This window comes from Dolichospermum sp. LEGE 00246 (assembly GCF_015207865.1).
Lineage (GTDB): Bacteria > Cyanobacteriota > Cyanobacteriia > Cyanobacteriales > Nostocaceae > Dolichospermum > Dolichospermum heterosporum.
In genome coordinates this window covers 1-12,363 of the sequence record NZ_JADEWA010000125.1, presented here as the reverse complement: position 1 = coordinate 12,363, position 12,363 = coordinate 1, and the positions used below count along the sequence as shown (strand labels likewise).

Sequence of the window (12,363 nt, the reverse complement as noted above, 5' to 3'; positions counted from 1 at the left end):
TACATTTCAAAAAATTAATTTTTTGAGAACTTTTTGGCGTGGGCTTTAATTCTCAATAACCAATACTTATTGACAGAACTATTGCTGTTACGTACTTTTAGACTTTTTATTTACATCGAACTCAGGTGTTATAAGAGCTTGTTGGGCTTGCAACACTGTTCCTGTTACCTTAGAACTGTTTAATCACAAGCGACAGAGCAGGGAACTGGCAACGCATTCGGTAGGTGTCGTGACTCAAATAACGGCTACCCTTTGACTCCCTTCGACATCGCTACCTCGACTTCGCTCGGCACAAGTCAGGGCAAGTCGCTCAGGGTGGTCTGGTCAGTACGGCTTGCTTGATTACTCTTGCAACCCCAGTCCCTTTAGGGCTGGGTTACTGACATTTGTCTTCATAGCCAAAATACCAAGACGTTATCTTGGATCTTACGGTTTGCTGATAGCGTAGCGTAAGCCATAAAAGTTGTCTGTGAGGGCAGGGAACTCTTAACAGGAAACAGGGAACAGAAAAAACTCATGTTTAAAAACATGAGATTGAAATAATGATACTGTTTTTTTCCTGCTACGCATCTTGTAAAAACATCTCTTTTTTGACTGAAGATCTAAACTCTGAAACTTTAGTTTTTTAGGCTCTTGAGTACATAGGCGTAGCCATATTGAGGTATGAAATTCCCAAATTGAACCTTTAAAACTCAAACCTCAGTGCGTCTATTCTTCGAGATCACGAAGCGTGATTGCGCCTTTGCGTGAGACTAAAATTCATACCCTTAATCAGCAACGCCAGCTTATCAACAAGAATTGATTAATAGTGGGAGAATTAAACGAATTTATTTAGATGAATTACCACCGGGTTCAATTGGTATGGGGTTAATTGAGTTAATTGTTAGTAAGGAAGCACAAGCACTGGAATTAGTTAAAACCCTTATGGCAAGAACTAAGACGGAGATTGATAATGACAGAGAAAAACAAGGTATTATAGAGTTGTTGGAGACTGTTTTATTGTCCAAATTTTCACAATTAAGCCGTCAGGAGATAGAAGCAATGTTTTTAGTGAGTGATATTAAGCAAACACGGGTATATCAAGAAGCAAAGCAGGAAGGCAGACAGGAAGGTAAAAAAGATGCAGCAACAAACCTATTGCTAAGGATATTATCTAAACGGTTTGGAAAGCTGGAAGATAGTTATACTCAAAATATCAAAAGTTTGAACATAGAACAATTGGAAAGGCTAGGAGAAACATTATTAGATTTTACAGATATTAATGATTTGGAAATATGGTTAAAATCTGAGATAAACAAGTAATTTGGGTGCATGGTTTATTTAAGAGTTAAGTAGGTGAACACAATAAAACCAAACTGTGTAAAGAAACGTAAAATCGCTGAAAACTTCTTCACTCTTGCCTCTTGCCTTTTGCCTTGCCATAACGATAATTTTCAACGCCAACCTACTTACTGCGCTGATAAGATTTTGTCTAAACAGACTGACAACAACCAAGTAAAGTTGGATAGTTTGCTAGAATTACGCATTGATTTTGGGAGTTTTGTTAATGACAACAATCTTAGAAGTGAATAGTATAAATTTACTATCATGGCAACTGTTACAGGTAGGAGTACCGGAAGGGAATCTGATTCAGTTAATTTTTCAGGCTTTTATTTTGGGTATAGTTCAAGGGATTACAGAGTTTTTACCCATTAGCAGTACGGCTCATTTAGAGGTGTTTACCAAGGTTTTTCATTGGCAGGAATTGAGTTCAAAAGCTTTTCTGGCAACAATTCAATTTGGTAGTGTCATAGCGGTATTAATTTATTTTTGGACAGATATTAAACAGATATTAACTGGAGGTTTCAAGGCTTTTCAACAAAAAGACTGGGAACAGGAAGAATGGAAATTGTTAGTAGGCATAGCTATAGGAACTTTACCTGCTGTAATCGGCGGATTTGTCCTGAAAAAAGCATTAAATAGCGAAGATTCGGCTATTAACAGTATGACTTCTATTGCAATAGTATCAATTGTTATGTCGCTGTTATTAGGTGCATCGGAAAAACTGGGCAGTCATAAGCGAGATTTTAGCACCCTAACAATTCGTGATGGTTTGTTGATTGGGATCGGACAAATGATGGCTTTAGCCCCTGGTGCGTCTCGTTCGGGTTCAACTTTAACTACAGCCTTGTTTCTCGGCTTAGAAAGGCAAACAGCCGCTAGATTTTCTTTTCTTTTAGGTATTCCGACTTTAACACTTGCTACTGTGTATCAGTTTTTGAAGGAGGCACTGGGGAAAATTGACCTGGTTGTGGTAGGTGTAGGGACATTATCTGCGTTTGTTTTTTCTTATATCTCTATTGCTTGGCTGTTGCGTTATCTGCAAACCAAGAATACTTGGATATTTGTTTGGTATCGGTTGGCATTTGGAGCAACAATATTAAGTGCGATCGCTGCGGGAATGTTAAAAAATAGTTAGAGTAGTTGAAATCTGGAAAATAGGGGACAAGGGACTTCTAAATAAATTCCTTCTGTCCTCCAAGCTTTCCCGACAACTGACAACTGACTAATGACTAATGACTAATGACTACCATTCAACCTGCGAAAATTACCAAGGTGCTACCTGACTCAATTGCGGAGGAAATTGGCTTTACAGCCGGTGATGCGATTGTGGCTATTAATGGCACACAACCCCGTGATTTAATTGATTATCAATTTTTATGTGCTGATGAAATTCTCGAATTGGAAGTTTTAGATGCGACAGGGAAAACCCATCATGTCGAAATTGAAAAGGATTATGATGATGATTTAGGACTGGAATTTGCTACAGCTTTATTTGATGGGTTGATTCAGTGCAATAACCGTTGTCCCTTTTGCTTTATTGATCAACAACCACCAGGAAAACGAACTAGTTTATATTTAAAAGATGACGATTACCGATTAAGCTTTTTATATGGTTCTTATCTAACTTTAACGAATTTAACCGCGAGAGAATGGCAAAGAATTGAACAAATGCGGTTATCACCTCTCTATGTTTCCGTGCATTCCACGGAACCAGATGTGAGAATTAGACTTTTAAAAAATAATCGTGCCGGGGAAATATTATCACAAATTAAATGGTTTCAAAAACGAAGATTGCAAATTCATGCTCAAGTTGTTGTCTGTCCTGGGATAAATGATGGTAAACATTTAGAGAGGACATTGCGGGATTTAACATCTTTTCATACTGGAGAATTACCAACGGTAGCATCAATAGCAGTTGTCCCGTTGGGTTTGACGCGGTTTCGTCCCCAGGAAGATGAACTCGTACCTGTGACGCGGGAAAAAGCCCAAGAGGTAATCTATCAAGTTAAATTACTCTCCCAGGAATTTCGCCAAGAATATAATTCTAGTGTCGTCTGGTTAGCTGATGAATGGTTTTTAATTGCTGGGGAAGAATTACCTACTGAAGCTGAATATGAAGAATATCCGCAAATTGATAATGGTGTAGGTTCAATTCGCTTATTTATTAAACAGTTTACCCAAACTGCAACTGAGTTATTACCACCAAAAATTACCAATCAACGCAGATTAACTTGGGTTGTCGGTAATGCAGTGGAAACAGCATTTCAACCCTTGGTAGAACAGTTAAACACTGTCACGGGTTTAGAAGTGAATATGCGAGCTTTATCTAGCGATTATTGGGGACAAAGTATCAGTGTGACTGGTTTATTAACCGGACATGATTTACTTTTAAACTTAAAAGGGCAAGATTTAGGAGAGGGAATTTTATTACCTAGCGTCATGCTGAAGCATGGGGAATTGGTATTTTTAGATGATATGACGGTTGCAGAAGTATCTCAAAAATTAAATGTCAGTATTTTCCCTGTAGCGGGAGTTGAGGAATTAATCAATACTTGTCTTCAAGCGGACTAATAATCAGGCTTTGCTGAAAAAGTTATCTGTGAGGGCTAGTACCGCAAGGCGGAAGTCAAAAGTCAAAAGTCAAAAGTCAAAATGAAGACAGTATAGGCTTTTGGAGGATTTAGAATGGTTGGTTTATTTACGCCGTTTTGTACTAGAAGTATGGCTAACGCCACGCTACGCTATCAGCAAACCCTAATTAACAAAATTCTTTCCTATCCTTAACCAACTAAAAACTAACAACTATACTGCAAACGGTTCATAGTTTAACCAAATATGAAACCCCTCTGGTAAACCTCTCCTTTGCACCCCTCCCTGACCCTCCCCTACAAGGGAGGGAAAAGGAGCAGCTTTTATAATTGGAGAGGCTTTGAACTTGTTCTTTGTATGATAAAAAAGTCCAGCTTCTAGCCGTTTTGAGTATAACAACTAACAACTAACAACTGACAACTAACAACTGACAACTGACTAATGAATAAAAAGACAGTCGGATTCGTTATTTTAAATATTAACTTGTTCCTGTTTAATATCTGGGGAGTATTGCCTGTAAAAGCTATTAATGATTCTCCTGTATTCAGTGTGGTTAATAGCCAGAATAATCCTGAAGAATGGCAAAGAATTAGCAACCGCTTACAGAAGTTAAATGTGAAATATTGTGTGATTCCGCTGAGTCAAGTTAAAGATAAGACTGATTGGGGTAAACCATCGGTATTATTTTTGCCCAATGTAGAGGTATTGACAACGGAACAGGCGATCGCCTTAGATCAATGGGTAAGTCAAGGTGGATATTTAATAGCTAGTGGACCAGTGGGTAATTTATCCACACCTGGAGTTCGTCAATTATTACGAAAACTGCTAGGAGGTTATTGGGGATTTAGCTTCAACACCATTGAAAATTTGCAACCCACAAATACGAATATTCCTGATTGGATAAATCAAAAAGAATTATTTGGTGCAATTCGAGGTGGTGTGATTATTCCTAATAATTCTACTAGTCAAACTCCTGTAAGTTGGGACTCCCAAGATCATCCACCAGCAATATTAACAACTGAAAAATCTACCCTATTAGGTTGGTATTGGGGAAAAGATACATCTGTAGGATTAGACATTGCTTGGTTAAAAGCATCCTTAAATCGTTATTTAAGATTACCAGTTAATAGCAAAAGTAAACTTACAAATCCGGCTTCAAACTGTCAGCCAACAATAGCTACTGGACCCACGCAACCGCAAATTCTAGAAAAATTACCGATTGTTTCCCAATCCCCACCTCCTAAAAAAATTCCCAAAAAACCCATTGCTACCTCCAAGTTAAAACCCACCAAAAAAATCTTCAAAAAAAGCACCCTTACCTCCCAATCCAAACCTCTTAAAAAAACCACTATTAATTCTCATGTAAAACCTGCTAAAAAGATTGCTAAAAAAACCACAGTTATTTCCCGGCTAAAACCTGCTACAAAAATAACTGTTACTTCCCAATTACAACCAAATCCAAAAAATACAGGATCATTAGTAGTTTCTAAAATTACTAATGAAAATTTTATTGATCCAATTAATCAACTAGAAGAAAATGTCCGCTTAGATGTTATACCTAATTCTAATCAGCCGATTGATCAAAAAGAAGGTATAGCCCTGCAAAAAGAATTAGAAAATCTGATTGGTAGATTAGAAAGTACCCATATAGCAGCATTAGCTTATAATTCTGCCAAAAATATCAACAATAATGGCACTAATTCCTCACTGGAAAAAGCAGAATCAATTAAAACAGCATTTTCCCACCCAGAAACATCAGCATCAAACTTAGCAGAAACATTAGTACAAGCGAGAGAAACAGTTAAAAGTATCCCCTTATTAATTCAACAAAAAAACTATGCAACAGTTAGACAGAAATGGTTACAAGCTAAAGCAAATCTATGGCAGCAATTTCCCGTCAATCAACGATTAGCACAACCAGAAATTCGGGCAATGTGGTTAGATAGAGGTACTATTGTCAAAGCCGGCAATGAAGTCGAATTAGCCAAAATTTTTGATAAACTAGCAAAAGCCGGAATTAATACCATTTTTTTGGAAACCGTCAATGCCAGTTATCCTATTTATCCTAGTCAGGTAGCACCTCAACAAAACCCCCTGATTCGTGACTGGGACCCCCTAGAGAGTGCGGTTAAACTAGCTCATGAACGGGGAATGGAATTGCACGCTTGGGTGTGGGTATTCGCCGCTGGAAATAACCGTCATAATGAAATTATTAATATTAGTCCTGATTATTTGGGACCAGTATTAGCCGCAAATCCCGATTGGGCTAATTATGACAATCGAGGTAATATTATTCCCATTGGTCAAACTAAGCCTTTTTTAGATCCAGCTAATCCCCAGGTAAGAGAATATTTAACTAAATTATATACCGAAATTGTTACTCGCTATCAAGTAGATGGTATTCATTTGGATTATATTCGTTATCCTTTTCAAGACTCTCTTGTTGGTCGTAGCTATGGTTATGGTAAAGCTGCAAGGGAGCAATTTAAACAGCAGACTGGTATTGACCCCTTGGATATTTCTCCCAGTCAACGGGATTTGTGGCAACAATGGACAGCATTCCGCACCCAAAAGGTGGATAGCTTTGTGGCTGAATTATCACAGACCTTGCGAGAAAAACGAAACACTCTTCTTCTCTCAGTAGCCGTTTTTCCCTTACCGGAATATGAACGCATAGAAAAAATTCAGCAACATTGGGAAGTATGGGCAAGAAGAGGAGATATAGATTTAATTGTGCCGATGACCTATGCTTTGGATACACCTCGGTTTCAAGGATTAGCTCAACCGTGGATTACTTCTACAAAATTAGGTGCTACCCTATTAGTTCCAGGAATCCGTCTGAAGTCATTACCAACTATGGGTGCATTTGATCAATTGCAACTTTTGCGAGACTTGCCAGTGAACGGTTATGCCTTGTTTGCAGCGGAAAATTTTCATCCTGAACTAGAACAAATATTTAATAGTACCCAAGGAATTAAAAACGAACCTATACCCCAGCGTCAACCTTTTCGCACGGCGGCGTTTCGTTATGCAGCTTTGCAGAGAGAATGGCGTGTGGTGGAAAAAAATGGTCAGTTACATAAGTCTGCAATCACCAATGCTGAGTTTGAGAAATTAGATCAGGAGTTAAAAGATGCGTTGAATCAACTGGCATCTGTACCGTCTGCTCTTAATTTAATTACAGCCAGAAAAGCCCTCAACCAGGTTCAATTGCAATTTTCACAGATACCGGGGAAAAATCAAGCCAATCTCTATCAAGTTAAAGTTTGGGAAAACCGTCTTCTGGCTATTGAACGACTCATCCGTTTTGGCGAAAGAAGATTAAATATGCGTCAAAGGAATGGATAAATCCTAAATAGGGTTTGCTGGATAAGTTGTCTGTGAGGGCAGGGAAAATTGGTAATTGGTAATTGGTAATTGGTAATTGGTAATTGGTAATTGGTAATTGGTAATTGGTAATCTTTTTTACTGACTACTGACTACTGACTACTGATTACTGACTCTAAAACCATCCTTCTTGTTCTAGGGTTTCGATTAATTGTAAGCCGCGAGGATCGCCAACGCCCAGTAGTGAGGCTTTGGTGTCTGCTCTCACTCCTAAGTCCTGGTCTTCGGCAAAGGCTTGAATTAATGCGTCTATGGCTGTGGCGTATATAACATTGGAAGGTAGTTCTTTACAAAGTTGACCGATTGTCCAAGCGGAGTTACTGCGGACGGCGGAGATAGGATCTTTGACTAGGGCTTCGATCAGGGCGGGCATTGCACCGACGATGGCTTCATATCCTACTTCTGTCATCTGTGCTAGGGCGCTGGCTGCCCAGAGACGGACGGCGGGAATGTCGGTTCTTAGGGCATCGGTGAGGGGTGCTAGAGAACGGCGATCGCGGCAATTACCTAAAGCCCAGACTATGCCTTTGCGAACATAACCATTAAAATCGCGGTTGAGTTGCATAATTAATGGTTCTACGGCTTCTTTGGCTGGGTTACGTCCGATACCATAAGCAGCACTAACTCGCACTAGGGGACAATTATCTGTTAAAAGATGGATGAGATGAGGTGTTGCTCGTTCATCTTGAATATCACAAAAAGCACGCGCTGCTAACATCCGTTGTTGAGGCTGGGTGTTTTCTAGGAGTACCAGCATTAATTCCGCATCAGGTTTTTCCACTTCTGACTCATCAGTAAGTGGTTCTATTTTATCTAATGGGCTTTCTAGCTCAACTTCAGCATCGAGTAGGCTTAGTTCGTATTCGTCGTACATAATTATTCAACTGTAACCTGTTCCCTGTAACCTGTTCCCCAATTAAGTAGGTGAACACAATAAAACCAAACTGTGTAAAGAAACGTAAAATCGCCCAAACCCTCTTCACTCTTCACTCTTGCCTCTTGCCTCTTGCCTTGCCATAACGACAATTTTCCACGCCAACCTACTTAGAGTGATTTTACCATCCAGAGGGATTGTTCTTGATAACCAAGTTGATGATAAAGATTTAATGCGGGTGTGTTGGAGACAAATACTTGTAGTCCGATTTGGCGATAGCTGGGCTTGCCGGAGACATCACGTTTTTGTGTAGCCCAATTTTCTACATAAGCCATTAATCCTTTACCAATGCCTTTGCGCCTATATTCTGGGATGACGTACAGGAGAAAGATGTGCGGATGGCGATCGCCACTAACCTGATCTATAGCATTCCCCACCCATAAACAAGCTACGGGTGATTGGTAATCGGTGATTGGTAATTGGTGAAGAATTTCCGTCCCTACCTCCCCTACCTCCCCTACCTCTTTATAGACCCACCATAGGGGGGTATCACGACAGAAGTATTGTTCAACTGTATGTGCTAAGTGGGAAAAGTCTTGATCAGGGAATTGTTCTTGGTAAGTGCGCTGCATGAACTTAACCAAGAGGGCTTTATCGAGGGTGGAACCTTGGCGAAGAGAATAGCCGGGGATGAAATTCAAAATAGACTTATTCCCTAATTACCTAATAATCATGCCAATGGGAGCGGGAGCTACCATATCCGAGGGTAAAAAGATGCGAGCGCTGACTGCTACCAAAGCCAGGGTAAATATCAACACTGCAATCAAAGGGGCAATATATTGACGAAAAATAGCCATGTTTTTGTTTATGAATAAATAGCAACAGTATTAATTCTAGCGAATTCTCAACAATAAATTAGCCAACTTGCACTAAGCAAAATGAATTTGTCTTTTTCTGCCCTAATATTAAGGCTGATCCTGGTCTAATTCATTTAAGACTTTTTCACAGTACCAATTTTCGGGCATTTCAGGAACATTTTGTTTGGCTTGTTCAATTAGTCTTTCCGCTGCTGCTACGTCTCCAGATAATCTAGCGATGAGCCGATTTTTGAGGTAGTTGCCGGTCACTTCTTCATCTGGTTGGTTAGGGATGCTGGGATTGAGTGCTTGCAGGGGTTCGCGTCGCAGTTGCCAAAATAGGACGTAATAAAGTGTCCCAAAAATTAGGATCAGGCTGATAGTTCCCAGGAGTGTGAGGAAATTAAAAGCCAGATTTTGCAGAACTAATTGTGAGAGGACATAGCCTAGTAATAGACCTGTAACTATTAGAACGAATGTACCGACAAGAATAACTACTTGTGTTCCCATATATCTTCTTCTTGTAGTCCTGGTCTGGTGGTTGCCAATACCTTGGGATGCCAAGGGGCAACAATAGGTAATAGTAGCAAACCAGGTAACGCCGCTACAAGAGAGAGTAAGAAAAATGTCGGCCAACCTGTGGCTGTAGCCCAACTACCTGCGGGGGCGGAAAGTACGTCTCGACTAATGGCCATGAGGCTGGAGAATAAAGCAAACTGGGTGGTTGTGAATCGGTGGTTACAGAGACTCATTAAAAAGGCGACTGTAGCGACTGTGACTAATCCAGCAGAGAAGTTTTCGATGTTTACGGCGATGACTAGTAGGGAATAATCTTTTTTATTAGCCACAGCTAGGGCATAGTAACCTAAGTTACTGAGTAATTGCAGCGCTCCAAATACCCACAAACTGCGATTTAAGTTAATTTTGGTCATGATTACACCCCCAGCTAATACGCCGACGGTGGTGGCAAGAAATCCCATTCCTGCCTGGATTGCGCCGATTTCGGTTTTTGTAAAGTCTATTTCTCGTAAAAATAAGTTGGCTGTAATGCCGACGAGGGAATCACCTAGTTTATAGAGGAGAATAAAACTGAGTGTTAAGCTGGCTTGTTTAATGCCAAAGCGGTGAAAAAATTCTTTAAAGGGTAGGAAAATAGCTGTTTGTAAGTTTTCAGGCGGACTATCTTCCCTAACTTCATTTAATAGGGAGTTTGGTAATAATACGGATGCAGTTATCCAAGCTACTAATAATCCTGCTAATAACCAATAAAATACAGGTTGGGCAATGAAACCGACAAAAACGCCGGCAATTAACCCTGCTACTAGTGAGGTAATCAGGACTATAAAAATCACGTCTTTGGCAGAAATGGGGGCTAATTGTCTTTTATCTGGGAATTTGTGTTCTGCGGGCGACCACAAGGTGGTAAATATACTTCCTGCCATAATCACTGCCATGAGCAAATATACGACATTCCAAGGTAAGTAATCTGCTAAGACTAAGGCGAGGGAACTGGTAATAAATAGGGCGATTCGGTAGCCTAATACCCACAGAGATGCCCCTGGCTGCGCCTCTAGGGGGTTTAAAATGTCGGTACGGTAGGCATCACCAGCTATATCCTGGGTGGCACTGAGGAAGGTAATAATCAGGCAGTTGATGGCGAGGATTTGTAATATTTGCTCGCTTTGGGCTGGTTGTTGAATGGCAAGGGCGGCGATCGCTAATACTAACCCAATTTGGGTGATAATTAACCATCCTCTTCTTCCACCTAACAATGGTGGTGTAAATCTATCTAATAGGGGCGACCACAGGAATTTTAAGGAATAAGGTAAACTTAATAACCCAAATAAGGTGATTTTGGCAATATCAACTTTGGCATCTTGCATCCATAGTTGTAGGGTTCTACTGGTCAGAAATAGGGGTAAACCTGATGCAAAACCTAGTAATAATAAAGCACCCATTTTCTGGCTTTGGAACGCCTGTCTGAGTGCTTGAATTTCTTTCATAAGATTATTATCTTGCCATGCTGGCACAAGAAGTGCAAAATCAGGATTTTACTTTCTTTGTGGCTAGTTCAATTAAATCTTCAATTTTCTTAATATTCTGATCTCCGGCTAAGTAACCAATACCGCGATGTAGATGTAAGCGAAATTGCGTAATTAGGGTTTCTCTATCTGTATCTAAGCCGTCGTTGTAGCAGCGTTGTTTGAGGGCTAAAAGTAAAATATCGGACATTTCTCCCCCAAAAACCCGCCATGTCATTTCGAGGTTGCTATCTTGGGGGATAGGTACGGGGGATGGTGCTGCGGCTTCCGTGAGGGAACGACAAAACGCCCACCGACATAATATATTCCATTGTTCGATTTTTGTGCTGCGTTTGAGTTTGAGTAGTTGTTCTTTGGCTGTTTGGGAGAGTTTGATTCTTTCTATTGGTGATTCCATGATTTTGGTGATTGGTGATAATAAATTTAAGTCTCACGCAAAGGCGCAAAGACGCAAAGGAAGAAATAAATCAGAAGTTTAAAATTTGCTAATTTTATATAGTTTGTTTATTTTGATTGTGGGCTAGATTACGGACTATGCGATTTAGAAAAATCAGATAATCATCTATTTCTTCATAACTATCTAATTCTTGTTCTTCTTCTGATGTGAGTTGAGAATTTTGTTGTTTAAAAAGTAATGTTTCAATGCGATTCTGGACATTACTAGAAGCACGAAAGATAGGTGTTCCTTCTTGTAACTCGATTGTGACAGCACCTTCTAAGGGTAAGGTAGCAGGTAAATTATGTAAAGTTGGTAGTAGAGGAATTGTCATATTTAAATCCATGAAATACTAAATAACATTTTACCAAAAATAACCAGGTTTGATTGTGGTTTCTCTTTTACCTGAGTTGTATTGAAGTAGGTATTCGCGGGCTATGGCTTCGGTTTCTTGCAGGTTTTGATATTCTTTTTTGCCGATTTCGGTGTCGGTGGAAAGGAGGATTACTTGATGGCTGGCTGAGGGGAAGTATCTTTCTACTAGGTTGTTACGGTGGGAGGAGTCTAGTCTTCCTAATGGGGTGTCTATGGCGATAGGTAAGCGTCTTCCTGATACTTTGGCTAATCCCCACAAAAATGCGATCGCTAATAGTTGTTTTTCACCAGCGGAAAGCCGATGTTTGGGGACTGGTTTTCCGTTTAAATCATATAATGATAAGCCGAAGGTTTTACTATCAATAGCTATGCGATGTACTAAGTCTGATTTGTGTAATAAATATAGAAAACAGTTTTTTACTTCTTCTTCTAATTTATTTAATTTTCTTAAAGTTAATCTTTCTCGAAACACTTTTAATG

General features: G+C 39.7%; 12 protein-coding genes and 1 pseudogene. 5 read left to right on the top strand and 8 right to left on the bottom strand.

The window, feature by feature from the left end:
- Window positions 1-795 precede the first annotated feature (795 nt).
- From IQ228_RS27265 to IQ228_RS10800, 5 genes and pseudogenes are all read left to right on the top strand, one after another.
- Window positions 796-1,035: pseudogene (locus IQ228_RS27265) on the top strand (DUF2887 domain-containing protein); the annotation flags it as partial.
- A gap of 6 nt (window positions 1,036-1,041) precedes the next feature.
- Window positions 1,042-1,302 (top strand): DUF4351 domain-containing protein, encoded by a 261-nt coding sequence (locus IQ228_RS27260; protein ID WP_304511118.1) that lies wholly within the window; start codon window positions 1,042-1,044, stop codon window positions 1,300-1,302.
- 244 nt (window positions 1,303-1,546) lie between these two features.
- Window positions 1,547-2,458, top strand: a complete 912-nt coding sequence (locus IQ228_RS10810; protein WP_027404576.1) for an undecaprenyl-diphosphate phosphatase — start codon at window positions 1,547-1,549, stop codon at window positions 2,456-2,458.
- A 104-nt stretch (window positions 2,459-2,562) separates the two neighbouring features.
- Complete coding sequence (locus tag IQ228_RS10805) at window positions 2,563-3,894, top strand: TIGR03279 family radical SAM protein (RefSeq protein WP_027404577.1); 1,332 nt, start codon at window positions 2,563-2,565, stop codon at window positions 3,892-3,894.
- A gap of 459 nt (window positions 3,895-4,353) precedes the next feature.
- Window positions 4,354-7,260: a family 10 glycosylhydrolase gene (locus IQ228_RS10800; RefSeq protein WP_193962840.1), complete on the top strand. Its 2,907-nt coding sequence runs from the start codon at window positions 4,354-4,356 to the stop codon at window positions 7,258-7,260.
- Window positions 7,261-7,414: 154 nt separating this feature from the next.
- Here IQ228_RS10800 and IQ228_RS10795 read toward each other — a convergent pair whose 3' ends face one another.
- The 8 genes from IQ228_RS10795 to dndD all read right to left on the bottom strand — a co-directional run.
- On the bottom strand, window positions 7,415-8,173 hold the full coding sequence (locus tag IQ228_RS10795) for a HEAT repeat domain-containing protein (RefSeq protein ID WP_027404578.1): 759 nt from the start codon (window positions 8,171-8,173) through the stop codon (window positions 7,415-7,417).
- A gap of 170 nt (window positions 8,174-8,343) precedes the next feature.
- Window positions 8,344-8,874, bottom strand: coding sequence for an N-acetyltransferase (locus IQ228_RS10790; protein ID WP_027404579.1), 531 nt, complete (start codon window positions 8,872-8,874; stop codon window positions 8,344-8,346).
- A gap of 18 nt (window positions 8,875-8,892) precedes the next feature.
- On the bottom strand, window positions 8,893-9,030 hold the full coding sequence (locus tag IQ228_RS10785; RefSeq protein ID WP_168466401.1) for a hypothetical protein: 138 nt from the start codon (window positions 9,028-9,030) through the stop codon (window positions 8,893-8,895).
- A 108-nt stretch (window positions 9,031-9,138) separates the two neighbouring features.
- The gene (locus tag IQ228_RS10780; RefSeq protein ID WP_193962839.1) at window positions 9,139-9,540 is read right to left on the bottom strand and encodes an ABC transporter permease; all 402 of its coding nucleotides are present in this window, start codon (window positions 9,538-9,540) and stop codon (window positions 9,139-9,141) included.
- Window positions 9,525-11,033 carry an AmpG family muropeptide MFS transporter gene (locus IQ228_RS10775; protein ID WP_193962838.1) on the bottom strand — a complete coding sequence of 503 codons (1,509 nt, stop codon included), beginning with the start codon at window positions 11,031-11,033 and terminating at the stop codon, window positions 9,525-9,527. Before IQ228_RS10775 ends, IQ228_RS10780 begins: the two co-directional genes overlap by 16 nt.
- A gap of 40 nt (window positions 11,034-11,073) precedes the next feature.
- Window positions 11,074-11,469 carry a DNA sulfur modification protein DndE gene (gene dndE / locus IQ228_RS10770; protein WP_193962837.1) on the bottom strand — a complete coding sequence of 132 codons (396 nt, stop codon included), beginning with the start codon at window positions 11,467-11,469 and terminating at the stop codon, window positions 11,074-11,076.
- A gap of 94 nt (window positions 11,470-11,563) precedes the next feature.
- Complete coding sequence (locus IQ228_RS10765) at window positions 11,564-11,842, bottom strand: hypothetical protein (RefSeq protein ID WP_027404583.1); 279 nt, start codon at window positions 11,840-11,842, stop codon at window positions 11,564-11,566.
- A gap of 30 nt (window positions 11,843-11,872) precedes the next feature.
- A partial coding sequence (gene dndD / locus IQ228_RS10760; protein WP_193962836.1) for a DNA sulfur modification protein DndD occupies window positions 11,873-12,363 on the bottom strand: 491 nt, incomplete at its 5' end.